The organism is Enterobacter sp. DSM 30060, assembly GCF_013375955.1.
GTDB lineage: Bacteria > Pseudomonadota > Gammaproteobacteria > Enterobacterales > Enterobacteriaceae > Enterobacter > Enterobacter intestinihominis.
Genome location: NZ_CP056118.1, coordinates 2,205,457 through 2,231,148, shown reverse-complemented (window position 1 = coordinate 2,231,148; position 25,692 = coordinate 2,205,457). Strand labels below are relative to the sequence as shown.

21 protein-coding genes and 3 tRNA genes are annotated in these 25,692 nt (G+C 55.9%); 5 read left to right on the top strand and 19 right to left on the bottom strand.

The features are described 5' to 3' along the window. The first annotated feature begins 105 nt into the window (after positions 1-105). Complete coding sequence (locus HWQ15_RS10615) at positions 106-2,037, top strand: methyl-accepting chemotaxis protein (RefSeq protein WP_063148807.1); 1,932 nt, start codon at positions 106-108, stop codon at positions 2,035-2,037. Here the strand turns inward: HWQ15_RS10615 and HWQ15_RS10610 are convergent. Beyond that, a complete protein-coding gene (locus HWQ15_RS10610) occupies positions 2,034-3,656 on the bottom strand; it encodes an isovaleryl-CoA dehydrogenase (protein WP_063148806.1) in 1,623 nt (540 codons plus the stop codon). The two genes, HWQ15_RS10615 and HWQ15_RS10610, sit on opposite strands and share 4 nt — an antisense overlap. Before the next feature lie 195 nt (positions 3,657-3,851). Here HWQ15_RS10610 and HWQ15_RS10605 point away from each other — a divergent pair, with 195 nt between their 5' ends. Then, the gene (locus tag HWQ15_RS10605) at positions 3,852-5,126 is read left to right on the top strand and encodes an MFS transporter (RefSeq protein ID WP_023299137.1); all 1,275 of its coding nucleotides are present in this window, start codon (positions 3,852-3,854) and stop codon (positions 5,124-5,126) included. A gap of 91 nt (positions 5,127-5,217) precedes the next feature. Here HWQ15_RS10605 and rlmB read toward each other — a convergent pair whose 3' ends face one another. The 14 genes from rlmB to nnr all read right to left on the bottom strand — a co-directional run bounded on the left by rlmB (position 5,218) and on the right by nnr (position 20,990). Next, positions 5,218-5,949 carry a 23S rRNA (guanosine(2251)-2'-O)-methyltransferase RlmB gene (gene rlmB, locus HWQ15_RS10600; protein WP_003856001.1) on the bottom strand — a complete coding sequence of 244 codons (732 nt, stop codon included), beginning with the start codon at positions 5,947-5,949 and terminating at the stop codon, positions 5,218-5,220. A gap of 64 nt (positions 5,950-6,013) precedes the next feature. Next, positions 6,014-8,455, bottom strand: a complete 2,442-nt coding sequence (gene rnr / locus HWQ15_RS10595) for a ribonuclease R (RefSeq protein ID WP_063148805.1) — start codon at positions 8,453-8,455, stop codon at positions 6,014-6,016. Positions 8,456-8,493: 38 nt separating this feature from the next. After that, complete coding sequence (nsrR, locus tag HWQ15_RS10590; protein WP_003855998.1) at positions 8,494-8,919, bottom strand: nitric oxide-sensing transcriptional repressor NsrR; 426 nt, start codon at positions 8,917-8,919, stop codon at positions 8,494-8,496. A gap of 192 nt (positions 8,920-9,111) precedes the next feature. Continuing rightward, positions 9,112-10,410: an adenylosuccinate synthase gene (locus tag HWQ15_RS10585; protein ID WP_032621775.1), complete on the bottom strand. Its 1,299-nt coding sequence runs from the start codon at positions 10,408-10,410 to the stop codon at positions 9,112-9,114. 104 nt (positions 10,411-10,514) lie between these two features. Continuing rightward, entirely contained in the window at positions 10,515-10,712 is a 198-nt protein-coding gene (locus HWQ15_RS10580) for a DUF2065 domain-containing protein (RefSeq protein ID WP_003855996.1), read from the bottom strand. Between the two features lie 71 nt (positions 10,713-10,783). Beyond that, positions 10,784-11,788 carry a protease modulator HflC gene (gene hflC / locus HWQ15_RS10575; protein WP_022646821.1) on the bottom strand — a complete coding sequence of 335 codons (1,005 nt, stop codon included), beginning with the start codon at positions 11,786-11,788 and terminating at the stop codon, positions 10,784-10,786. Positions 11,789-11,790: 2 nt separating this feature from the next. After that, positions 11,791-13,050 carry an FtsH protease activity modulator HflK gene (gene hflK, locus HWQ15_RS10570; RefSeq protein WP_022646820.1) on the bottom strand — a complete coding sequence of 420 codons (1,260 nt, stop codon included), beginning with the start codon at positions 13,048-13,050 and terminating at the stop codon, positions 11,791-11,793. Between the two features lie 56 nt (positions 13,051-13,106). Then, positions 13,107-14,387 carry a ribosome rescue GTPase HflX gene (gene hflX / locus HWQ15_RS10565; protein ID WP_003855991.1) on the bottom strand — a complete coding sequence of 427 codons (1,281 nt, stop codon included), beginning with the start codon at positions 14,385-14,387 and terminating at the stop codon, positions 13,107-13,109. A 74-nt stretch (positions 14,388-14,461) separates the two neighbouring features. Further along, positions 14,462-14,773: an RNA chaperone Hfq gene (hfq, locus tag HWQ15_RS10560; protein WP_006810391.1), complete on the bottom strand. Its 312-nt coding sequence runs from the start codon at positions 14,771-14,773 to the stop codon at positions 14,462-14,464. Positions 14,774-14,858: 85 nt separating this feature from the next. Beyond that, a complete protein-coding gene (gene miaA / locus HWQ15_RS10555; protein ID WP_063148804.1) occupies positions 14,859-15,809 on the bottom strand; it encodes a tRNA (adenosine(37)-N6)-dimethylallyltransferase MiaA in 951 nt (316 codons plus the stop codon). Beyond that, positions 15,802-17,646, bottom strand: a complete 1,845-nt coding sequence (gene mutL / locus HWQ15_RS10550) for a DNA mismatch repair endonuclease MutL (RefSeq protein ID WP_063148803.1) — start codon at positions 17,644-17,646, stop codon at positions 15,802-15,804. The genes miaA and mutL overlap by 8 nt, the downstream gene beginning before the upstream one ends. 9 nt (positions 17,647-17,655) lie before the next feature. Further along, on the bottom strand, positions 17,656-18,996 hold the full coding sequence (gene amiB / locus HWQ15_RS10545) for an N-acetylmuramoyl-L-alanine amidase AmiB (protein WP_063216129.1): 1,341 nt from the start codon (positions 18,994-18,996) through the stop codon (positions 17,656-17,658). Between the two features lie 16 nt (positions 18,997-19,012). Continuing rightward, complete coding sequence (gene tsaE, locus HWQ15_RS10540; protein WP_003855970.1) at positions 19,013-19,474, bottom strand: tRNA (adenosine(37)-N6)-threonylcarbamoyltransferase complex ATPase subunit type 1 TsaE; 462 nt, start codon at positions 19,472-19,474, stop codon at positions 19,013-19,015. After that, positions 19,467-20,990 carry a bifunctional ADP-dependent NAD(P)H-hydrate dehydratase/NAD(P)H-hydrate epimerase gene (gene nnr, locus HWQ15_RS10535; protein WP_063148802.1) on the bottom strand — a complete coding sequence of 508 codons (1,524 nt, stop codon included), beginning with the start codon at positions 20,988-20,990 and terminating at the stop codon, positions 19,467-19,469. The genes tsaE and nnr overlap by 8 nt, the downstream gene beginning before the upstream one ends. Here nnr and queG point away from each other — a divergent pair. Continuing rightward, positions 20,989-22,128, top strand: coding sequence for a tRNA epoxyqueuosine(34) reductase QueG (queG, locus tag HWQ15_RS10530; protein WP_063148801.1), 1,140 nt, complete (start codon positions 20,989-20,991; stop codon positions 22,126-22,128). The genes nnr and queG overlap by 2 nt on opposite strands. A gap of 270 nt (positions 22,129-22,398) precedes the next feature. On the opposite strand, the gene HWQ15_RS10525 is transcribed toward queG, so the two are convergent. The 4 genes from HWQ15_RS10525 to orn form a co-directional block, all read right to left on the bottom strand. Beyond that, positions 22,399-22,474, bottom strand: a tRNA-Gly gene (locus HWQ15_RS10525). Positions 22,475-22,519: 45 nt separating this feature from the next. Then, positions 22,520-22,595, bottom strand: a tRNA-Gly gene (locus HWQ15_RS10520). A 45-nt stretch (positions 22,596-22,640) separates the two neighbouring features. Continuing rightward, positions 22,641-22,716 (bottom strand) — tRNA-Gly (locus HWQ15_RS10515). 196 nt (positions 22,717-22,912) lie between these two features. After that, positions 22,913-23,458 carry an oligoribonuclease gene (orn, locus tag HWQ15_RS10510; RefSeq protein ID WP_003855965.1) on the bottom strand — a complete coding sequence of 182 codons (546 nt, stop codon included), beginning with the start codon at positions 23,456-23,458 and terminating at the stop codon, positions 22,913-22,915. A 107-nt stretch (positions 23,459-23,565) separates the two neighbouring features. Here orn and rsgA point away from each other — a divergent pair, with 107 nt between their 5' ends. Next, positions 23,566-24,618, top strand: coding sequence for a small ribosomal subunit biogenesis GTPase RsgA (gene rsgA, locus HWQ15_RS10505; RefSeq protein ID WP_072202591.1), 1,053 nt, complete (start codon positions 23,566-23,568; stop codon positions 24,616-24,618). A gap of 97 nt (positions 24,619-24,715) precedes the next feature. Further along, entirely contained in the window at positions 24,716-25,684 is a 969-nt protein-coding gene (gene asd / locus HWQ15_RS10500) for an archaetidylserine decarboxylase (protein WP_022646813.1), read from the top strand. Positions 25,685-25,692 lie beyond the last annotated feature (8 nt).

Here is a 25,692-nt window from a genome sequence, read left to right as displayed (position 1 = left end):
GAAACCCAATAAAAACAAACGCGTAACATTCAGTTACATTAAACAGATAAACGTTCTCTCCGCTCTGCCGTTGAACAGCCATCACTTTTCAATAATGAGCAATTTATGATCACCTTTTTCCGCCGGGCAGGACTGGGCACGAAGCTATCGCTGCTAACAGGTGTAAGTGTCGCTACGCTTTTTTTGCTGTTCACTTTCCTGTTGAGCCACAACGCCAGCCAGCAGCTTGAAGATCTTGCGGTTGAAGACCTGCATAACCAGTCCACCGGCATGGTGGATATGGTAGAGATGTTCAACACCAGCCTGAGCGAAGAGGTTGAAAGCTATACCCGTCTGTTCACCACCTTTTTGCCACAGCCATTAAACAGCGACAGCAGCCAGAGCCGGACCATAAATGGGCTTACCGTTCCTTTGCTGAAAGGCGGCGAAACGGAGCTGCATGAAAACAATACGCTTTCTGATGACTTCCTGAGCCGAACGGGAGCCATCTCGACGCTGTTTGTCCGCAGCGGTAACGATTTTGTCCGCGTGGCGACGTCGCTGCGCAAAGAGAATGGCGACCGCGCCATCGGAACCGTTCTTGATACCACCAGCCCGGCATTTGCCGCCGTCACTAAAGGGGAGGTCTATCGTGGCCTCGCGCTGCTGTTCGGCAAGCGCTATATCACGCAGTACCAGCCTGTTAAGAATGCGGAAGGCCAGGTTATCGGGATTATCTTTGTCGGCGTGGACATCACCCATTCGTGGAACGTCATGCGCGAGAAAATCCTTAACCGTCGTCTGGGCGAGAGCGGTCACTTCTTTGTACTGGATCGCAGTAGCGGCAAAACGCGCGGACAGTATCTGTTCCATGCCAGCGAAGAGGGCAAACTGCCTAACTGGGACACGGCGACACAGCAGCAGCTTCTGAGTGGTAAAGCCGGCACGCTGGAACGCGTGAGCGCGGATGGCCGTACGCTCAAAGTTGCCTACACGCCGCTGCCGGGCTGGAACTGGACCATCGTGGGTGAAGTGGATAAAGCCGTACTGCTTTCAAGCGTCACCACACTGCGCGATCGCTTCCTGATGGCGGGCGTGGTGCTATCCGTACTCTTCGCGGGCCTGTTCGTTATCCTCATTCGCCGGATGCTAACCCGCCCACTGCGCGAGGTGATCGCGCTTGCCCGGCAGTATGCCGCAGGCGATCTGCGCGCCAGCCTGCCGGTTACCCGCCAGGATGAAGTCGGCCAGCTGATTGACGCCATCAACGGGATCGGGGAAGGCCTGCAAAAAATTGTGTTGCAGGTCCGCGAGGCCGCAAGCGAGATCCATCTGGGGACTAACGCGCTGGCTTCAGACACCGGCGAGATCTCTGAACAGATCAACAAGCAGGCCAGCAGCGTTGAGGAGACCTCCGCCAGCATGGAGCAATTAGCCGCCACCGTGCAGCAAAATGCCGCCAACATGGAGCAAACGCAGCAGCTGGTGGGTGAAACCTCGCGCGCGGTGCATCAGGGTGGAGAGACGGTGACCCACGCAGTCTCCACCATGGATGATATTCGCGATGCATCGAAACGCATTGAAGACATCACCCGCGTGATTGAGTCCATCGCTTTCCAGACCAATATCCTGGCGCTCAATGCGGCGGTTGAGGCGGCTCGGGCGGGCGAGCACGGGAAAGGTTTCGCAGTGGTGGCGCAAGAGGTACGCGCCCTGGCCGCACGCAGCGCCAACGCGGTAAAAGAGATTGAACAGCTGATTGGGGATACGCTGAACAAGGTGAGCGAAGGCCATGCGCTGTCTGAGCAGACGCGTCTGGCGATGGATGCCATCATTGTTCATATCGATAACATCAGCCAGCTTGTCACTGAGATCAACCACGCCTCCCGCGAGCAGTCGGCGGGAATTGGCCAGGTGAATCTGGCGATGACGCACATCGGTGAGGCATCGCACATCAATGCCGATCGCATCTCACGCAGCGAGCAGACGGCACAGACGCTGCGCGAGAAGGGTTCACATCTCACCCGGCTGGTGAGTCTGTTCCAGCTGAAGGCTTAACCAACCCGGCCCGTGGCGCGCAGCAGCAGGTCGTTTTGCACCTGCTCGCTCATCAGCGTGCCGCCCCGGGTATCCAGCATCATGCGGCACCACGCCTGCGCCACGGGCGGCGATGCGTGCCGCAGCATTTGACTTCCGGCCCCGAGTAAAAAGAGCTGCTGCGCGATCTCCCTGCCCTGCGCTTCCTGCGGTTTCCGCAGCTTCTGCTGTAGCTGACGCCAGCTGCGATCGAAGTGCCTGTCCTGACCTTTGACCTGCGCGAAATCATCGGCGAGCAGGTCGAGAATGCCCGGCTGCTTCGCCAGCACGCGCAGTACATCCAGGCACATAATATTGCCAGAGCCTTCCCAGATGCTGTTGACGGGCATTTCACGGTACAACCGCGGAAGCTCACTCTCTTCGCAATAGCCTGCACCGCCCAGCACCTCCATTGCCTCTGCCACAAACGGTATACCCGCTTTGCAGACGCTGTATTTTGCCGCCGGAGTGAAAAGCCGCGCCCATGCGGCTTCCTGCGGGTCGTTGCGGTTGTCCCACGCCCGGGCGAGTCGGAACAGCAGTGCCGTGTGTCCCTCCAGCACCAGCGCCATACGGCTTAGCACGTCGCGCATTAACGGCTGGTCGATCAGATTTTTGCCGAAGGTCTGCCGCTGATGGGCATGATAAAGCGCCACAGAGAGCGCACGGCGCATCAGTCCGTGACTGCCCAGCGCGCAGTCAAAGCGCGTCAGCCCGCCCATCTTCAGAATTTGCCGGACGCCTTCCCCCTCTTCGCCCAGCAGCCAGCCGGAAGCATCAAGAAATTCAGCCTCACTGCTGGCATTTGAGCGGTTGCCGAGCTTGTCCTTCAGACGCTCAAGGCGCACGGCATTACGTTGCCCGTCGGGTAAGAAACGCGGGACAAAAAAGCAGGACAACCCGCCCTTCGCCTGCGCCAGCACCAGATGCGCATCGCTCTGCGGCACGGAGAAAAACCATTTGTGCCCCACCAGCCGGTAACTGCCATCGCTGCATTTCTCTGCTTTGGTAGTATTACTGAGTACGTCCGAACCGCCCTGCTTTTCCGTCATCCCCATGCCGATCAGCAGGCCGCGCTTTTGCGCCCCCGGCGCGAGATGGGGGTCGTAGCGATCGCTCATCAGCGGCGTTAACCACTCATGAAACGGTTTGGGCAGCGACCGTTGCAACAGCGGCGTGGCCGCAAAGGTCATGGTCACCGGGCAAAGCGTTCCCGCCTCCACCTGAGCATGAAGTACGAAACGCGCGGCCCTGGCGACGAACGATCCGTTCCGCGCCTCCTCCTCCCACGCCAGGTTGTGCACCCGGTTGGCGCAAAGCCCCTGCATCAGAAGATGCCATGCCGGATGAAAGCGGACGTCATCCAGCCTCGCTCCCGTGGCGTCATAACGCAGCAGCTCCGGCGGATTAACGTTCGCCAGTCTGCCCAGCTCCAGCGACTCTGCCGTACCCAACTGCTGGCCGATGCTGGCAAGAAGATCCACATCCCACTCAGCCCCTTCGCGCGCTACCGCATCGCGCAGGGCGCAATCAGAGAGAAAAAGGTTGCTGTTCGATAGCGGTGCGGGTTGATTAAAAACGGTATGTGTCTGCCAGTGCATGCTGTCTCCCTCCTTTCATTGGCAATAAAGGTAAGTATGGACAGAGGGCATGAACGCTGCATGGGAGGGGGGTCACACGATGACGATCGTGTTGATATCATTCGTGAAATAGCTCACAGAACATAAGAATAAACTATTTCCTTACTTCACTAATGCTGAATAATTTATTCTTACCCCGTTTTTGTGAGGATCGTTATGCAACAGGATGCGCACAAGCGTGCATTAATTGCAGGCTCCATCGGTAATTTCATCGAGTGGTATGAATTTGCGGTCTATGGTTTTCTGGCAACGGTGATTGCCAGAAACTTCTTCCAGCTTGAGGGGGAAGCGGAGCTCACCAGCCTGATCCTCACCTGGGCCTCATTCGCCATCGCTTTCTTCTTCCGCCCGCTGGGTGCGGTGGTCTTTGGCCGCATTGGCGACAGGATTGGCCGTAAACCGACGCTGATTATTGTGCTGGTATTGATGACGCTCGCCACCGCTGCCATCGGTATTGTGCCGGTCTACGCCAGTATCGGGATTGCCGCGCCGCTGATCGTTACACTCCTGCGTATTCTGCAAGGACTGTTCGCGGGCGGTGAGTATGGCGGCGCGGTCTCGTTGATGACGGAGTTCGCCCCGCGCGGCAAGCGCGGTCTTTACGGGGCATGGCAGTCCTTCACCGTGGCGCTCGGGCTGTTAGCAGGCGCAGGCATTGTCGCGTTGCTCTCTGCCCTTCTCTCCCCTGAAGCCTTGCACGACTGGGGCTGGCGCATTCCGTTCTTCCTGGCGTTGCCGATGGGTGCGGTCGCGCTATGGCTGCGGGTAAGCATGGAAGAGACACCGAGCTTTGTGCAGCAACGGGAAAAACCGGTTGTTACTCAGGCCAGCACCGCCGCCACGTTCAAAACCATTCTGATGGGCATTGGTCGCGTGATGGTCTGGTCTGCGGCGGGTTATACCTATCTGGTGATTATGCCGACCTATCTGCAATCTGCGCTGCACACCGGTTTTAACCAGGCGCTGCTGATTGCGGTGATTTCTAACATTGGGTTTGCGCTCACGATCATTCCGTCGGGCATACTGAGCGACAGGATCGGGCGGCGGACGGTGATGATTATCGCCACCGTGCTCCTGCTGATCCTCGCCCTGCCGCTGCTGAAAATTTTGCAGGCGGAGTCCAGCACGCTGGCTGTCAAAGCGATTGTGGTGCTGATTGCTGGAGGTCTGGTTGGGATGCTGGCAGGGCCGGGGCCGGCAATGCTGTCTGAGATGTTCCCGACGCGCGTGCGTTATACCGGGCTGGGGCTGGCCTATTCTCTGTCGAATGCGATCTTCTCGGGCTGTGCGGGGCTGATCATTACCGGGCTGATTAAAGAGACGGGCAATCTGGATATTCCGGCGTACTACGTGATGGCAACGGCGGTGGTGAGTATTTTCGCGCTGATGACGCTGAGAAAGGATGACCATTTGCGGTCGTTAGAGGAGTGAGATTGTTGCCCGATGGCGCTGCGCTTACCGGGCCTACGGTACCATGCTTTTGTAGGCCGGGTAAGGCGAAGCCGCCACCCGGCACAACAGGCTACCCGCGCTGACGCACCGCTTCAAACAGGCAGATACCCGTCGCAACAGAAACGTTCAGGGACGATACGCTGCCCGCCATCGGGATGCTGATCAGCTCATCGCAGTGCTCGCGGGTCAGGCGACGCATGCCTTCACCTTCTGCCCCCATCACCAGCGCCATACGGCCGGTCATTTTGCTCTGATACAGGGTGTGATCCGCTTCACCGGCCGTGCCGACGATCCAGATATTTTCTTCCTGCAACAGACGCATGGTGCGCGCCAGGTTAGTCACGCGGATCAGCGGAACGTTTTCCGCCGCGCCGCAGGCCACTTTTTTAGCGGTAGCGTTAAGCTGCGCGGAACGATCTCTTGGCACAATCACCGCATGCACGCCTGCTGCATCGGCGCTACGCAGGCACGCGCCCAGGTTGTGCGGGTCGGTTACGCCATCGAGGATCAGGAAGAACGGGTTATCCAGCTCAGCGATCAGATCCGGCAGATCGTTCTCCTGATACTGACGGCCCGGCTTCACGCGCGCGATAATGCCCTGGTGTACAGCACCTTCGCTTTTCTCATCCAGATACTGACGGTTCGCCAGCTGGATCACGACGCCCTGCGCTTCCAGCGCGTGGATCAGCGGCATCAGACGTTTGTCTTCACGCCCTTTCAGAATAAAAACTTCCTGAAAACGCTCCGGCGCGCGCTCCAGCAGGGCCTGCACCGCGTGGATGCCGTAAATCATTTCACTCATTGATGGTTCTCGTAATAAATATTGTCCCTCTCCCCGTTGGGGAGAGGGTCAGGGTGAGGGGAAATTACTCCGCCTGCTGTTTCTTCGCCGCGCGCTTCGCTTTGGTTGCGGCCGCTATTTTTTGGGTCTTGGTCGACGGTTTTTTCGCTTTACGAGCGTCTTTTTTCGCCGCCTTGGGCTTCTGCTGCTTCTCGCCACGGAAGGCGCTGTCTGGCTCAAAGTTTACTCTTTTACCTGCCTGACGTCGCTTGCCGCCCGCTTTACCGTTGCCGCCTTTTTTCGCTTTCTCACGCTCGGTTTTCCCGACGTTACGCGGAGCACGTTCGCTGGAGATGAGGCTGAAGTCGATTTTACGGTCGTCCATATTCACGGCTTCTACCTTCACTTCCACCCGATCGCCCAGACGGTAGGTCTGACCGCCGGATTCACCGATCAGACGTTGTCCGACCTGGTCGAAGCGGTAGTAATCGTTATCAAGGCTGGAAACGTGCACCAGACCGTCGATAAACAGCTCATCCAGACGTACGAAGAAGCCAAAGCCGGTGACACTGGCAATCACACCTTTAAAGACGTTACCCACCTGATCCAGCATAAAGTCACACTTCAGCCAGTCCGCCACGTCGCGCGTTGCTTCATCCGCACGACGCTCGGTCATGGAACAGTGCTGGCCCAGTTGCAGCATCTCTTCCATGGAGTAGTGATACCCACCGGTTTCGGTCGTATTGCCTTTGTGACCCTGCTCGTGCGCCAGCAGATACTTGATCGCACGGTGCAGGGACAGATCCGGATAACGGCGAATCGGCGAGGTAAAGTGCGCATACGACTGTAACGCCAGACCAAAGTGGCCCCGGTTTTCCGGATCGTAAATCGCCTGCTTCATGGAACGCAGCAGCATGGTTTGCAGCATTTCCGCGTCAGGACGATCGCTGATGGATTCCAGCAGCTCGGCATAAACGCGTGGCTCAGGCTTATTGCCGCCAGGCAGTTCCAGGCCGAGTTCGGCCAGCACGGAACGGAACGAGGTTACGGCTTCTGTGGTTGGCTTATCGTGAATACGGAACAGAGCAGGCTCTTTGGCTTTCTCAACGAAACGTGCCGCCGAGATGTTCGCCAGGATCATACACTCTTCAATCAGCTTGTGCGCATCGTTACGCTGAGTCTGCTCGATTCGCTCGATACGACGCTCAGCGTTAAAGATGAATTTCGCTTCTTCACTCTCAAACGAGATCCCACCGCGCTCTTCGCGCGCCTGATCCAGCGTTTTGTAGAGGTTGTGCAGCTCTTCGATGTGTTTGACCAGCGGCGCGTACTGTTCGCGAAGATCCTGATCGCCCTGCAACATATGCCAGACCTTGGTATAGGTCAGGCGCGCATGAGAACTCATCACCGCTTCGTAGAACTTATAGCCCGTCAGACGTCCCTTGCTGGAGATGGTCATTTCGCAGACCATACACAGGCGGTCCACCTGCGGGTTGAGGGAACACAGGCCGTTAGAGAGCACTTCTGGCAGCATCGGTACAACCTGCGACGGGAAGTAGACCGACGTACCGCGGCTGCGCGCTTCGTTATCCAGCGGCGTGTGTGGACGTACGTAATAACTCACATCCGCGATAGCCACCCACAGACGCCAGCCACCACCGCGTTTTTTCTCACAGTACACGGCATCATCGAAGTCGCGGGCGTCTTCACCATCAATGGTGACCAGCGGCAGATCGCGCAGATCCACGCGGCCTGCTTTGGACTCTTCCGGCACTTCTTCACGCAGGTTTTCGATCTGGTCTTCAACCGCTTTCGGCCAGACGTAAGGAATTTCATGGGTGCGCAGCGCCATATCAACGGCCATGCCGGTGCCCATGTTATCGCCCAGCACTTCGACGATTTTACCTACCGCTTTGGTACGGCGGGTCGGGCGCTGGGTAAGTTCAACCACTACCACAAAGCCCATGCGTGCGCCCATCACCTCTTCAGGCGGGATGAGAATGTCGAAGCTCAGACGGCTGTCGTCCGGCACCACAAAGCCTACGCCCGCATCGGTAAAGTAACGGCCTACAATCTGGCTGGTTTTCGGCACCAGCACGCGGACCACGCGCGCTTCGCGGCGGCCTTTACGATCTGCACCCAGCGGCTGCGCCAGGATCTGGTCGCCGTGAATACACATCTTCATCTGTTCGGATGAGAGGTACAGGTCGTCTTTACGGCCTTCCACGCGCAGGAAGCCGAAGCCATCGCGATGACCAATAACGGTGCCTTTCAGCAGATCGAGGCGTTCTGGCAGCGCGTAGCACTGGCGACGAGTAAAGACCAGCTGGCCGTCGCGCTCCATGGCGCGCAGGCGGCGGCGAAGGGCTTCAATTTGCTCTTCACCCTCAATGTTTAATTCAACGGCAAGTTCTTCACGATTGGCGGGTTTTTCGCGTTTTGTTAAGTGTTCAATGATGAACTCGCGGCTGGGGATAGGATTCGCGTATTTTTCGGCTTCGCGTTCCTGGAAAGGATCTTGTGACATGTCGGTTCCTCCGTTGTCAGCTCCGGTGGAAATTTTCTTCATTCCACCAGCAATAATTTATAAAGCGGTTGATTTTCTTCAACCAAATCGGCCAGCGTGTAGTTATCCAGTTCCTTGAGAAAACTTTGCACGGCCTTTGAAAGCGCCTGTTTCAGGCGGCAAGCGGGCGTAATGTGGCAAAACGCGCTGCTACAGTTCACCAGAGATAGCGGCTCCAGTTCACGTACCACATCGCCGATACGGATACTCTGTGCCGGTTTACCGAGACGGATCCCTCCATTCTTCCCGCGGACGGCAGCAACGTATCCGGCACGACTAAGTTGATTGATTATTTTGACCATATGATTACGGGACACACCGTACACCTCTGTGACTTCAGAGATGCTGGTCATCTTCCCATCGGGTAACGACGCCATGTAAATCAGCGCGCGTAAGCCGTAATCGGTGAAACTTGTTAACTGCACATCAACCTCAGGAAAAAGGGAAAACGCGGTCAAACCGCAGAGATATTCATTAATGATGATAAACCAGCCAGATAGTTAGCGGCTAATTTATTTGACAGACGGGGCGAAAAAGCGGAGATCCAGGAGCGGTCGCCGGATGGCGCTGCGCTTATCCGGCCTACGGGTTTCCCCGCAGGCCAGCAGTCACGAAGATTATGCGTCGAACGGGTCGCGCAGGATCATCGTTTCAGTACGATCCGGGCCGGTAGAAATAATATCGATCGGCACTTCGGTCAGTTCTTCAATACGCTTAATGTAGTCCAGCGCAGCTTTTGGCAGGCCACTACGTTCTTTCACACCGAAGGTGGTCTCAGACCAGCCCGGCATGGTTTCGTAGATTGGCTCAATGCCTTCCCAGTCGTCAGCGGCCAGCGGAGTGGTAGTCACTTCGCGACCATCTGGCAGACGGTAGCCCACGCAGATTTTCACTTCTTTCAGGCCGTCCAGTACGTCCAGCTTGGTCAGGCAGAAGCCAGACAGGGAGTTGATCTGCACAGCACGACGCACGGCAACGGCGTCCAGCCAGCCAGTACGACGACGACGACCGGTGGTTGCGCCAAACTCGTTACCCTGCTTGCAGAGGAACTCGCCGGTTTCATCAAACAGCTCGGTCGGGAATGGACCTGCACCCACGCGAGTGGAGTACGCTTTGATGATGCCCAGAACGTAATCCACATAACGTGGGCCCAGGCCGGAGCCGGTTGCCACGCCACCCGCGGTGGTGTTAGAGGACGTTACGTACGGATAGGTACCGTGGTCGATGTCCAGCAGGGTACCCTGCGCACCTTCAAACATGACGAAATCGCCACGCTTGCGCGCCTGGTCCAGCAGATCGGACACATCAACAACCATGCCGGTCAGAATGTCAGCAATCGCCATGACGTCATCCAGCACTTTCTGGTAATCAACGGCTTCGGCTTTATAGAAATTCACCAGCTGGAAGTTGTGATATTCCATCACTTCTTTCAGTTTTTCAGCGAAGGTCGCTTTGTCGAAGAGGTCGCCCACGCGCAGACCGCGACGAGCCACTTTATCTTCGTATGCCGGGCCGATGCCACGACCGGTAGTGCCGATCGCTTTCGCGCCACGCGCTTTTTCACGCGCCACGTCCAGCGCCACATGATAGTCCAGGATCAGCGGGCAGGCTTCGGAGAGCAGCAGACGCTCACGAACAGGGATACCACGGTCTTCCAGACCTTTCATCTCTTTCATCAGCGCAGCTGGAGACAGCACAACGCCGTTACCGATGATGCTGGTGACGTTTTCGCGAAGAATGCCTGATGGAATAAGATGGAGGACGGTTTTTTCACCGTTGATTACGAGAGTATGGCCTGCGTTGTGACCGCCCTGGTAGCGTACAACATATTTAGCCCGTTCAGTCAGAAGATCGACAATCTTCCCTTTACCTTCGTCACCCCATTGGGTGCCCAGTACGACGACGTTGTTACCCATTTTTTTCAAAATCACCGTTTGCTTAAAAATGGATTCTACCATCGCTTTTTCAGATATACAGCACTTTTTGACCCTAAAATATGCCGATTGCGGTTAGTTTTTGATCAGCCAATCGTTTTCCTCAACATGTAGTAGATAACGATACCGGCAACCACAAGTCCACCACCAAAACGACGCAAAATATTGTCCGGAAGTTGGCTCATGGTCGCGATCATCCGTCGCCATGCGCGTGGATAGAGCATCGGGCCGAGGCCTTCCAGCACCAAAACCAAAGCCAGTGCGAGCCAGATCGTTGAATTCATTTTTCATCCTTATAAAAGAAAACCACCGCTCCGTGAAGAGCGGTGGTTTGAATACTCAAACGAGCCTGAGTTTATCGCGTTGCGTTAGTCGGCGTCTTCATATAACGGAAGAAATCGCTGTCCGGGCTGAGTACCATCACATCCTGGTTGCTCTGGAAGCTATTCTCGTAAGCACGCAGGCTACGGATAAAGGCGTAGAAGTCGGGATCCTGGCTGAAGGCATCGGCAAACAGCTTCGCGGCTTCGGCATCGCCTTCACCACGCAGGATACGGCCTTGACGCTCAGATTCCGCCAGCGTCTTGGTCACTTCGTAGTCCGCTGCGGCACGCAGTTTCTCGGCCTCTTCCTGACCCTGTGAACGGTGACGACGGGCTACCGCTTCACGCTCGGCGCGCATACGGTTGTAGATCGCCTCGGACACCTCCGCTGGCAGGTTGATCTGCTTGATACGCACGTCAACCACTTCGATACCCAGTGCAGCCATACTGTTCGGGTTGATCACCGGTACTTTACCGTTGGTTTCAGCCTGAACGCGTTCAGCCGCTTTGGCAATCGCGTCATCCGCTGCCGGTGTTTCCACTTCGTCTTCGGTACCCGCTGTACCTGAGTTCAACGCATCACGCACTTCCAGGGTCAGACGACCACGGGAGTCGGTCACGATGTCTTTTACATCCAGACGACCAATTTCAGAACGCAGACGGTCAGAGAACTTACGTTTCAGCAGCACTTCTGCCTGAGAAACGTCACCACCGCCGGTTGCCAGGAAGTAGCGGCTGAAGTCGCTGATACGCCATTTGATGTAGGAATCAACGATCAGGTCTTTCTTCTCTTTAGTCACGAAACGGTCGGCCTGGTTATCCATGGTCTGGATACGTGCGTCGAGCGTTTTGACTGACTGAATGAAAGGCACCTTGAAGTGCAGACCCGGCTCGTAGATCACCGGACGCTTGTCGCCGTCACGCACGACGCTGCTAAACTGGAACTTGATCCCACGTTCGCCCTCTTTCACCACAAAGATGGAGGTGTAGAGCACGACCAGTGCGATGATGATGATCGCAATAACTGACTTACGCATCCTTATTCCCCCTGACGCTGGTAGTCGTTACGCTGCGCGTTAGCACGGCGTTGGTCCATAATGTCACCATCGTTCGAAGAAGGCGTTGTGTTCGCGCTGGAGCTGCCAGACGAGGCTGGCGGCAGACGCAGCAGGTTGTTGGCTCCGCTGTTGTCTTTTGCTGCCGGTGCAGAACCGCCTTTAAGCATCTGATCCAGCGGCAGGACCATCAGGTTTCCGCCTTTGTTGTCGTTAACCAGCACTTTACGCGTATGGCTCAGCACTTTTTCCATGGTCTCGATATAGAGACGCTCACGGGTAATTTCCGGCGCGGCTTTATATTCCGGCAGGATCTTCGCGAAGCGAGCCACTTCACCCTGTGCTTCCAGGATGGTCTGGGTCTTATACGCGCGCGCTTCTTCCAGAATACGCTGCGCCTGACCGTTTGCACGCGGCTGAACTTCGTTGGTGTACGCTTCCGCTTCACGGATGTACTGCTGTTCGTTTTCACGCGCGGCAATCGCATCGTCAAACGCCGCTTTCACCTCTTCCGGCGGACGTGCAGCCTGGAAGTTGACGTCCAGCAGGGTGATACCCATGTTGTACGGACGGATGGTCTCTTCCAGCTCGCGCTGGGTATCGCTACGAATAACGGTACGACCTTCGGTCAGGATACGGTCCATGGTGTATTTACCGATCACGCCACGCAGGGCGCTGTCGGTCGCCTGACGCAGGCTGTCATCCGCGCTGGTCACGCTAAACAGATAACGCTCAGGATCGGTCACGCGGTACTGGACGTTCATCTCAACGCGCACCACGTTTTCGTCAGAGGTCAACATCACGCCAGACGCCGCCAGTTCACGGACGGACTCCACGTTCACTGCGGTCACGTTATCAATGAAGGTCGGTTTCCAGTTCAGGCCCGGCTCAACCAGATGGCTGAACTTACCGAAACGGGTTACCACGCCGCGCTCTGCTTCTTTAATGGTGTAGAACCCGCTGGCTGCCCAGATGATGACTACCGCCGCGGCCACAATGCTTACTACGCGGCCACCCATAGGCGGGCGCGGACTCTGAGTGGAGTTGCCACCCGAGCCAGAACCTTTTCCTCCGCCAAGGCCACCAAGCTTTTTGCTCAGTTTGCGGAAGATATCATCCAGATCCGGCGGCCCCTGCTCGCGACCACCTTTGTTGCCATTTCCCCCAGAGTTGCCGCCTTGATTATTGCTGCTTCCCCACGGGTCGCGGTCTTGTCCGTTATTACCGGGCTGATTCCACGCCATGTATATGCTCCATATTTGTTATGCAAGGGCGAATTTTTCAGGCTTCCCCTTTCTGATCAGACGATATAGTCCGCCAGCGCAGGTTCTTGTTTACAGAGGCGACGCCAGTCAACGATCGGCATACGCACCTGCATCCCCACGCTGCCGTCATCCTCCATCCACTCTTTTTCTATCGCCTGAAGCTGATAAAACCGGCTACGCAGCCTGCCTTCCTGCGGCGGCAGTCGCAGCGTGTGCTGAGCTACCTCACCGGAAAGACGTTCTGTCAAAGCCTGGAAAAGCAGTGGCACACCAATCCCGGCCTGAGCAGATAGCCAGACCCGAATTGGTTTGTTCTCTTCATCTCGGTCAATACGCGGTTCGAAATCGTCCAGCATATCGATCTTGTTCATCACCAACAAAGTGGGAATTTCGTGGGCGTCAATCTCTTCGAGCACCACATTCACCGCGTCGATGTTCTCCTGCACGCGTACGTCAGCCGCATCAATCACGTGCAGCAGCAGGGTCGCCTGACGCGTCTCCTGCAACGTCGCTTTAAACGCCGCCACCAGATCGTGCGGCAGATGGCGGATAAACCCTACGGTATCCGCCAGTACCGTTTCACCGACGTCTGCGACGTCAATACGGCGCAGCGTAGGGTCCAGGGTCGCAAACAGCTGGTCTGCGGCATACACCTGGGCCTCGGTTATCTGGTTAAACAGGGTGGATTTACCGGCGTTGGTATAGCCCACCAGCGACACCGTTGGGATGTCGGCTTTGGTTCGCGCCCGACGCCCCTGTTCGCGCTGTTTCTCGACACGCTCCAGACGAGAAAGGATCTGGGTTATACGGCCACGCAGCAAACGACGGTCGGTTTCGAGCTGGGTTTCACCCGGGCCACGTAAACCAATCCCGCCTTTTTGTCTTTCAAGGTGTGTCCAGCCACGCACCAGACGCGTCGCCAGATGGCGCAACTGCGCCAGCTCAACCTGCAACTTACCCTCGTGGGTACGCGCACGCTGAGCAAAAATATCTAAGATCAACCCCGTGCGATCGATAACACGACATTCGCAGAGAGCTTCCAGGTTACGTTCCTGAGCCGGAGACAGCGCATGATCAAACAGCACGACTGATGCGCCGGTTGCTTTTACGGCATCCGCAATTTCAACTGCTTTACCTTCACCAACAAAGTACTTCGGGTGCGGCGCTTTACGGCTACCGGTAATCACCTGCATTGCTTCGACACCGGCGGAAGAGACCAGAGATTCAAACTCCTGGAGGTCTTCCATATCTTTGTCTTGCGAAAAATAGATGTGTACCAGCACCGCCTGCTCACCGGCGTCATAACGGTCAAACAAGCGTAAACCTCTCTAAAAAGATCAGCGGGGAACGCAGGATCCCTGGCTCCCCGTGTGGAAAACAGCCCAAAACCTTATTCGGTTTCTTCGCTGTCCTGCGCAGGAGCAGATGAACCCTGCGCGTTGCTGCCATGATGGTAGTTACTGCCAGTGCCGCCGCCAGCGTTATTGCTGTGATGAGATACCGGACGGGACGGAACAACAGTAGAAATCGCGTGCTTATAGACCATCTGGCTGACCGTGTTTTTCAACAGGATCACGAACTGATCGAAAGACTCAATCTGACCTTGCAGCTTAATACCATTCACCAAATAAATAGAAACTGGAACACGCTCCCGACGCAATGCGTTCAGGAACGGATCTTGTAAAGATTGCCCCTTAGCCATTCTATCTTTTCCTTATATGCTTGTTTTGTACTTAGAACCTTGCGATTCTGAAAAATTGCGCACGATACGGCTTAATTGTACACATTCAGTCAGCGATATCACCAATAACCTCAATCACTTCGTTTAACGCCTGTTGTGGTTTTTCACTGTCTAACCAGTGAACCCCCTCCCAACCGCGCAACCAGGTGATCTGGCGCTTCGCTAACTGTCTCGTGGCGCAAACACCTCGATAAACCATTTCATCGTATGAAATCTCGCCTTCAAGATACGACCACATCTGGCGGTATCCCACACAACGAATGGAAGGCATGTCCGTATGCAAATCTCCACGGGCAAAAAGCGCCCGCACTTCTGCTTCAAAATCTGAAGCCAACATCTGATGAAAACGCTGCTCAATTCGTTGATGGAGCAGTTCACGGCTCGCCGGGGCGATGGCGAACTGATGCACCTGATACGGCAGAGCGTCTCCTGACGTTTGCGTCAGTTCCGTTAAAGTTTTACCCGAAATGAAAAAAACTTCCAGTGCCCGGGAAAGCCTTTGCGGATCGTTTGGGTGGATCCGCGCTGCGGCAACCGGGTCAATCTCTTCCAGTTGCCTGTGCAAAACGTCCCCCCCCTGCTCTGCCGCCTGCCGCTCAATCTTCGCTCTCACTTCCGGATCGGCCGATGGCAGAGGCGATAACCCCTCCAGCAGCGCCTTAAAGTAGAGCATCGTGCCGCCAACTAACAGCGGTATGCGTCCCGCGGCGGTAATCTCGGCCATCTCGGCTAAGGCGTCGCGGCGAAAATCTGCTGCGGAGTAAGCCTGTGCCGGGTCGAGAATATCCAGTAAACGGTGCGGTGCCGCACGCAGTTCGTCTGCGTTGGGCTTCGCCGTGCCGATGTCCATTCCTCGGTAAATGAGGGCAGAATCAACGCTAATCAACTCTACTGGCAAAACTTTACGTAACTCAATGGCTAACGCCGTTTTACCGGAGGCCGTTGGCCCCATTAAAAAAATCGCCTTTGGCAGGCTCGCCTTACTTACATCAGTCATGTTTCAGGGCGGTCATCGCCGTTTTTAAATCAACAGGTTGTAACAAACCACCTGGCGGCGCTTTCACCAGTTGTGGACAGAGGCGTTCCACCTCTGCCAGAACGGTAATCGCCTGCGCCATACTCCACGGCGAATGTTCGCTGGCCAGATTGCGGGCGATCCACTGCGCGGTATCGGCGGCATCAAACGTCGTTTGTTGCGCCAGGTAGCCTATCAGTTCAGGAATCAAGTTTTGTAAATTTTGTTGGCGTAAGGGTAAAGGCACTGCGCGAATTGTCACATGCTGCGCGTCCAGTACGATTTCAATCCCCATTTCGGCAAGAAGCGCCTGGGCACGCTGCAAAACCCCTGTTTCTTCATGGTTTATTTTCAACCGAACCGGGATCAGTAACGGCTGAGCGCAGGCGGCGTTTTCCCCTGGCGTCAGTTGCGCCTGTTTAAGCCAGCGTTCCGCTACCGGCAACGCCAGCAGCATCAATTTCCCCTCACGTTCAAGCAGTGCCATGTCCGGGGCGACAATCGTCAATACCCGGCCAAAACTCTGGCTATGTCCGTCAAGGGAAGACGGGGATACCTCAATATGTTCTTTCCGTTCCACGGCTGGGGTGTCCAGCAATTTACGGTATAACGCCCCTTGCTGCTTTTGATACCCCGGCTGGGCATTTGGGTAGTTGGCGCCCGTCGGGCGCGGTGCGCTTCCCGCTGACGAAAAACGCGGAGCCACTGGTTCGCGCGCGACTGCGGGTTCAGCGAAATGGTTACGTCCGGCCGCCACGCGATTTTCTGGCAGCGATCGCGGTGCAGGAACGTCGTTTTCCAGCGGCAGCGTTGGCTCAGCCTGCTTCTGCAAAACGCTAACGACGCCCTGATAGATAAAATCATGCACCAGACGCGACTGGTGGAAACGCACCTCGTGCTTGGCGGGGTGCACGTTAACGTCAACCTGATGCGGGTCGATCTCCAGATAAAGCACAAAGGCGGGCTGTTGATCGGTGCCGAGCTTATCTTCACAGGCCTGGCGAATGGCGTGGTTAATCAGACGGTCGCGCATCATTCGACCGTTGACGTAGCAGTACTGAATCTCAGCAAACGCGGCGCTACTGGCGTTCGGATCGGCAACCCAGCCGCGCAGGGCCAAATCGCCATGCTGCCACTCAATGGCCAGCGCTTTTTCCAGGAACGGCGTGCCGCAGATGGCGCCCAGCCGACGCTCCTTTTGCCCGCCTTCCGCCACTGCCCGGTACTGACGCATCACCTTACCGTTATGACTGAGGTTAAGAGTGACATCAAAGCGTGCCAGCGCGATGCGGCGGATGATCTCGTCGATATGTCCGAATTCGGTCTTCTCGGTTCGCATAAACTTGCGCCGGGCGGGCGTGTTATAGAAAAGATCCAGCACTTCAAGCGTGGTGCCTACCGGGTGCGCCGCTGGTTTAACCGTGACGTCCATATCGCGCCCTTCGGCGTAGGCCTGCCAGGCTTCCTGCTGGTCGGCCGTGCGGGAGGTCAACGTTAAGCGGGAAACGGAGCTGATACTGGCCAGCGCTTCGCCGCGAAAACCCAGGCTGATAATCGCTTCCAGATCGTCAAGTGACGCAATTTTACTGGTGGCATGACGCGCCAGCGCCAGCACCAACTCGTCCTTTTTGATGCCACAGCCGTTATCACGAATGCGGATAAGCTTTGCGCCCCCGCGTTCAATATCGATATCAATGCGGGTCGCCCCTGCATCGAGGCTGTTTTCCACCAGCTCTTTCACCACCGATGCAGGGCGTTCCACCACCTCACCGGCGGCGATTTGGTTCGCGAGCTGCGGCGGTAGAACCTGAATCGGCATGAACTCTCCTTAATTAGTCGCGGTCATCTCACCCGGCAGCGCGGCGCTTGCCGTCTGGGCTGCCCCGCCCTGCGGCGCAGACTGAAGCGGATGCGCGTCAAAGTATTTACGCAGACCGTTATAAATCGCTTCAGCAATTTGCTGCTGATAGCTGTCGCTTCCCAGTAAACGCTCTTCACCGTGATTACTGATAAAACCCGTCTCTACCAGAATCGACGGAATATCCGGCGAACGCAGGACACCGAGGCTCGCATGTTCCGGACGACGCTTATGCAGCGATCCGACGCTTTGCAGCTGGTTGAGTACGTTAGTGGCGACATCATACCCGACGCGCTGAGAATGACCGAACTGTAAATCCAGCACCGCCTGGCTGAGATACGGATCGGCCTGGCTGTTTGCCAGCACATCGCCTGCCCCGCCTAACAGTTCAGACTGCTTCTCGTGCTCTTCAAGCCAGTTCGCCATTTCACTGTTGGCACGACGGTTCGACAGTACCCATACCGACGCGCCGGTGGCGTTACGGTTCGGCGCAGCATCCGCGTGAATCGACACCAGGAAGTTGGCGTTTTGCTTACGCGCCACATCCGAGCGTCCCATCACTGAAATAAAGTAATCTCCGTCGCGGGTCATGACCCCTTTAAACATCGGATCGTCATTCAGAAGCGCACGCAGCTTACGGGCAATGGCGATAGTGACGTTTTTCTCCCGCGTGCCGCCCGGGCCAATCGCGCCAGGATCTTGCCCGCCGTGTCCGGCGTCGATGGCGATAATCACTTTGTCGCCACTGACCGGCGTTCGCCGCGCGCTGACCGCCGGACGCGTCACCGTGTTGCTGCTGGTCACGGCGGTAAGTCGGTCATTTTGTGATTTAAACGGATTAAGGGCTGGCTCAGACGGCCTTGGGGTATAAACCGGCGCTTCTACGCGTTTTGCTACCACAGGTGCAGGCGGTGGCGGCGGCGGAACATCAGCATTAATGGTAAAAACCACCGTATAACTGGCGCCGTTTTGCTGCTTAACCGCCTTCGTTTTGCCCTTTTCGGTGAGATCGACCACCAGACGCAGAGACTGCGCATCCTTCGGCGTCCCCGAACGGATGCTTTTCACCAGATTGTTGCCGCTGAACTGGAGCGGCAGCCCCTGGATCACCCCGGACTGTTTAATATCGAGCGCCACGCTGCGGCTGTCGATTTGTGAGAAAGCATATTCAGGATCGCCCATAAAGCTGAAGGTAATGCGGGCCTGGCTATCGCCATTCGACACCTGAATATCCGAGAGGCTGGCCGCACCGGCCTGCGCGCACAGCAGAACCGTGGCTGCCAAAATCCAACCTTTAACGCGATTAATCATCCCGTTATCCCTACGCTCAACCGGCTAAACGCGCCAGTAAGGAACAGCCTGATGAGGAAACCGCACTGATGCGCGCCTCACGCCCTTGTGCCTGATAATCCAAGTGAATTTCGACATCCGGGTCAGGCAGCACACCCGCACCTTGTTGCGGCCACTCCACCAGGCAAATGGCGTCGTTGGCAAAGTAATCGCGGATCCCCATAAATTCCAGCTCCTCAGGATCCGCAAGACGATATAAATCAAAGTGGTACACCATGATATTTTCAAGCGTGTACGGTTCTACTAGCGTATAAGTCGGGCTTTTTACGTTCCCGTTATGGCCTAACGCCTGCAAAAAACCACGGCTGAAGGTTGTTTTACCCGCGCCTAAATCACCATACAGATAAATGACGGTCGCCCCCTGACAGGCCTGCGCCACGCGCTTGCCGAGATCTAAAGTGGCTTGTTCATCAGGTAAAGGAATCGCTCGATTAGTCATTTTCTACGTCAATCACATCCGGGTTAACAACACGCCGCAGCGTGCAAAAAAGATCGGTGGCCAGCATACCGCGCGTTCCGTAACGAGCAGCCAGCCTGTCAGCCGCCGCACCGTGGGCCACGCAGCCAGCACAGGCTGCATCATAAAGGGGAAGTTTCTGTCCGAGCAATGCGCCAATGATGCCAGAGAGCACATCACCCATGCCGCCGCTCGCCATGCCTGCATTACCGGCATCAACGATGCCCATCGCATCATCGCTGGCAATAACGGTCCCCGCCCCTTTCAAAACGACAACACCTCCGTAACGTTTTACCAGACGTTGGGCTGAAAGTAAGCGATCGCTTTCAATTTCTGCCACGCTACAGTTAAGCAGCCGTGCGGCTTCGCCGGGGTGTGGCGTCAGAATGCGATTGTGACGCGTATCCGGGTTTATTGCCAGAAGGTTAAGCGCGTCGGCATCCCAGAGCATCGGCTTACGAAAATTCTCGGCCTTTTGCAGGGCCTGTTTACCCCACTCCTGCTGACCCAGGCCCGGACCAATGACTACCACGTCCGCCCACTCAAGACCCTCTTCAATCGCCTGTGGGGCAAGCTCGTGGACCATCAGCTCCGGCCGCGCGGTAATAATCGGCGGAATGTTTTCGCTGCGGGTCAGCACGCGTACTAATCCGGCACCGCTGCGTAACGCGGCCTCTCCTGTCATGCGAATCGCACCTGCCGTGCCATGATCGCCACCGATAATCAGCAGCCGGCCATGATCACCCTTATGGGATGTGGGGCGGCGTGGAGGCAGCCACTGAGCAAGCAGGGAGGCATAAAAGCGGGTGATGTGGGTATCCTGTCCAGCCAGCCAGTTTTCCAGCCCCAGTGCGTTGTGATGTAACGTCCCCACGACATCCCGCGCTTTACCGGTAAGCAAACCCGGCTTCAGGGCGATAAAGGTCACGGTGTGCGCAGCCTCAATCGACACGCCCGGCGTCGCGCCGGTTTGCGCCATCAGGCCGGAGGGAATATCCAGCGCCACCACCGGGGCGGGGTGCGCATTAGCGTGGGTAATCAGCGCGGCGACGTCATCGCGAGGCGCGCGCATCAGCCCCGTCCCCAGCAGACCATCAACAATCACGTCGACATCCTCGGGCCAGATAATATCAGGCGCATGAATAATGCCCCCCGCATTCAGCCAGGCCTCTCTCGCCATGCCAGCCTCTTCCGGTAGCGGCTTGTCGCTCTCCAGCGCCAGCAGGGTAACGCGCAGCCCCGCCGCCACCGCAAGACGAGCCACCACATAGCCATCGCCACCGTTATTGCCGTGCCCGCACAGAATCAGGTAGTGCGAGGCATCCGGATAAGCCGTGCGCGCCACGTTAAACGCCGCCTCGCCCGCGCGCTGCATCAGTTCATAAAGGGTAATGCCGAGGCTGTCTGCGGCCTCTTTTTCGGCCCGACGGAGGTCATCCGCATGCCAGATGGAATGTGGTATACTTGCGGGGTTTTTCTTCACAGTATGGTCCGTCATGTCACAGCCCCTCGATCTCAGTGAATTAGCGCAAAAAATAAAACAGTGGGGTGCTGAACTGGGCTTCCAGAAGGTCGGTATTACCGATACCGACCTCTCTGCCAGCGAGCCTAAGCTACAGGCATGGCTGGATAAACAATACCACGGCGAGATGGAGTGGATGGCGCGCCACGGTATGATGCGTGCCCGCCCCCACGAGCTGTTGCCGGGTACGCTGCGCGTCATTAGCGTACGCATGAACTATCTGCCCGCTAACGCGGCCTTTGCGCGTACGCTAAAAAATCCTTCGCTGGGTTACGTCAGCCGATACGCGCTGGGACGTGATTACCATAAACTTCTGCGCAACCGTCTAAAAAAGCTCGGGGAAACCATTCAGCAGCACTGTGTTTCGCTGAATTTTAGACCCTTTGTCGATTCTGCGCCTATTCTTGAGCGCCCGATCGCCGAAAAAGCCGGGCTTGGCTGGACAGGTAAGCACTCACTTATCTTAAGCCGCGACGCGGGCTCATTCTTTTTCCTGGGTGAATTGTTGATTGATTTACCCCTGCCGGTAGACGGTCCGGTGGAAGAAGGGTGTGGCCGCTGCGTGGCCTGTATGACCATCTGCCCAACGGGCGCTATCGTTGAACCCTATACCGTTGATGCGCGCCGCTGTATCTCTTATCTCACTATCGAGCTGGAAGGTGCTATTCCAGAGGAATTTCGTCCGCTTATTGGCAACCGCATCTACGGCTGTGATGACTGCCAACTGATTTGTCCGTGGAACCGTTATTCACAGTTGACGGACGAAGAAGACTTCAGTCCCCGCAAGGCGTTACATGCCCCGCAGTTGATCGAACTGTTCGCCTGGAGCGAAGCCTGGTTCCTGAAGGTGACGGAAGGTTCCGCCATACGTCGTATCGGCCACCTGCGCTGGCTGCGTAATGTGGCCGTTGCGCTGGGTAATGCCCCATGGGATGAAGCCAATCTTCAGGCGCTTGAAAGCCGCAGAGGTGAGCACCCACTTCTTGATGAGCACATAGAATGGGCGATTGCGCAGCAAATTGAGAAGCGAAATGCCGGCGTGGTTGAAGTGCAGTTACCGAAGAAACAGCGCCTGGTCAGGGTGATTGAAAAAGGGCTGCCACGGGATGTGTGATATATTCACAGGCTGTGAATAAAAATAAGAATTCAGGCGCAATAAGGTCTAGCAAACAGGTCAAGTGATCTCAATAACATTTTGAAATCAAATTTTCTTCATAGATTACATTTAATTACGAAGATATTATTCACCCTGCTAACATTTTGTACAACTGGGATTTATCACAGTTTCTGTGGATAACTCTGTTTACAAGAGTGTTTCAGATACAATAGAAAACGTCCCCAACGAAGCATTTCGCTGTGGATAATTTAGGAAAGAAGAAGAATTTGGAGCGGGAAACGAGACTCGAACTCGCGACCCCGACCTTGGCAAGGTCGTGCTCTACCAACTGAGCTATTCCCGCTTGGGTATTCTGGTGCTGTGCGTATCTTGCGATACTTTCAAATTTTGGAGCGGGAAACGAGACTCGAACTCGCGACCCCGACCTTGGCAAGGTCGTGCTCTACCAACTGAGCTATTCCCGCTTGGGTGTTCTGGTGCTGGCGTATCTTGCGATACTTTTCAAATTTTGGAGCGGGAAACGAGACTCGAACTCGCGACCCCGACCTTGGCAAGGTCGTGCTCTACCAACTGAGCTATTCCCGCAAATCTGTACTGCTTTTGTTGCTGTCGTAACGTGTAATTCTCTGTCGTTACGGGAGGCGCATTATACGAGAAATCCGTTTAGCTGCAACCCCCCTCAAAGCGATTTTTTTGAAATTCAGTTCAAGTGCTTATTTAATCGGCAAGCTGAACAATTTAGCGACAAAAACCCGGCCAGGCAAGGCGCCGGATCGCAAAATTAAAGCTTAATAAAGTTTTCGCGATAGTACGCCAGCTCCGCAACAGACTCACGGATGTCGTCCATTGCCTGGTGCGTCCCCTGCTTTGTGAAGCCGTCGAGAATTTCCGGTTTCCAGCGGCGGGCCAGCTCTTTTAAGGTGCTCACATCCAGATAGCGGTAGTGGAAGTAGGACTCCAGCTCCGGCATGTACTTAAACAGGAAACGACGATCCTGCCCAATGCTGTTGCCACAGATAGGCGATTTTCCTGCCGGCACCCACTGCTTCAGAAACTCAAGCGTCGCCAGCTCCGCTTCGCGGTCGCCCAGAGTGCTGGCCTTCACGCGTTCCACCAGCCCGCTGCCAGTATGGGTACGCACGTTCCACTCATCCATCAGCGCAAGCTGGTCATCGGACTGGTGCACGGCAATCGTTGGGCCTTCCGCCAGAATATTGAGGTTAGCATCGGTGACCAGTGTGGCGATCTCAATAATGCGATCGCGCTCGGGATCCAGGCCGGTCATCTCCAGATCGATCCAAATCAGGTTGTTTTCGTCCGCGCTCATGTTATTTTCCACCCTTCTCGCTTAACCGGCAGTAGCAGGTTAACTAGTATTAATTAGAGTGTATCATAGAGGTTTTGCCCGCTATGGGCGACCAGGAGCCAGCGCGATTGAGTAAAAATAAACTCTCCAAAGGGCAGCAGCGCCGCGTGAATGCAAATCACCAGCGCCGTCTTAAAACCACTACGGAGAAGCCCGATTACGACGACAACCTGTTTGGCGAAGCGACGGAAGGCGTGGTGATTAGCCGCTTCGGTATGCATGCCGATGTCGAGTCTGCCGACGGGGACATCCACCGTTGCAATATCCGTCGCACCATCCGTTCCCTGGTGACCGGTGACCGCGTGGTCTGGCGTCCAGGCAAAGCGGCTGCGGAAGGGGTAACGGTTAAAGGTATCGTTGAAGCCGTGCATGAACGCACGTCGGTTCTGACCCGTCCTGATTTCTACGACGGCGTAAAGCCCATTGCCGCCAATATCAACCAGATCGTGATCGTTTCAGCGATTTTACCCGAACTTTCGCTCAACATTATTGACCGTTACCTGGTGGCCTGCGAAACGCTACAGGTTGAGCCGCTCATCGTGCTGAATAAAATCGATCTGCTGGATGACGAGGCCATGGCCTTTGTGAATGAGCAGATGGATATCTATCGCAATATTGGTTATCGCGTTTTGATGGTTTCCAGCCGCACCAAAGATGGCCTGAAGCCGTTAGAAGATGCGCTGACCGACCGCATCAGTATCTTTGCAGGGCAGTCTGGCGTGGGTAAATCGAGCCTGCTTAACAACCTGCTCGGCCTTCAGCAAGAAATCCTGACCAACGATGTGTCGGACGTCTCCGGGCTGGGCCAGCACACCACCACCGCCTCACGTCTCTATCACTTCCCGCACGGCGGCGATGTGATTGACTCCCCGGGTGTGCGTGAATTTGGTCTCTGGCATCTCGAGCCGGAACAAATCTTTAACGGATTTGTCGAATTCCATGACTATATAGGCGCTTGCAAATACCGCGACTGTAAACATGACAACGATCCGGGCTGCGCCATCCGCGAAGCGGTGGAGAACGGTGAAATAGCGGAAACCCGTTTCGAAAATTACCATCGTATTCTCGAAAGCATGGACCAGGTAAAAACGCGTAAAAACTTTTCTGATTCTGATAACTGACAACTAAGCTAAGCGTCGCTAAAATCGTCCCCTTTTTTCAGGTTCCGGCAGCGTACTGCCGGATCAGGAACGACAAAACAATGGCCTGGAGGCTACCTTGTTAAACTCATTTAAACTTTCGCTTCAATACATTCTGCCTAAACTGTGGCTCACTCGCCTGGCGGGCTGGGGCGCGAGCAAACGAGCGGGCTGGCTGACCAAACTGGTCATCGACCTGTTCGTGAAATACTACAAGGTCGACATGAAAGAAGCGCAGAAGCCGGATACGGCAAGCTACCGCACCTTCAACGAATTTTTTGTGCGTCCGCTGCGCGACGAAGTGCGCCCGCTGAATACCGACCCGAACGTGCTGGTGATGCCTGCTGACGGCGTGATCAGCCAGCTGGGTAAAATTGAAGACGACAAAATTTTGCAGGCGAAAGGCCATAACTACAGCCTGGAAGCGCTGCTGGCCGGTAACTACATAATGGCGGATCTGTTCCGCAACGGGACTTTCGCGACCACCTATCTCTCCCCACGCGACTACCACCGCGTTCATATGCCGTGTAACGGCATCCTGCGCGAGATGATCTACGTGCCGGGGGATCTGTTCTCTGTAAACCACCTGACGGCGCAAAACGTCCCTAACCTGTTTGCCCGTAACGAGCGCGTCATCTGCCTGTTTGATACTGAATTTGGCCCAATGGCGCAGATTCTGGTAGGTGCTACCATTGTGGGCAGCATCGAAACCGTCTGGGCGGGCACCATTACGCCGCCACGCGAAGGCGTGATCAAGCGCTGGACCTGGCCTGCCGGGGAAGAAGAAGGTTCTGTGGCCCTGCTGAAAGGTCAGGAGATGGGCCGCTTCAAGCTGGGCTCAACGGTAATCAACCTGTTCGCACCGGGCAAAGTTAACCTTGTCGACGAGCTGGAAAGCCTGTCCGTGACCAAACTCGGCCAGCCTCTGGCAGTATCGACGGAGGTCTTTGCAACGCCAGACGTTGCGCCAGCCCCGTTGCCGGAAGAAGAGATCAAAGCCGAGCACGATGCCAGCCCGCTGGTTGACGACAAAAAAGACGAAGGTTAACAACAGAA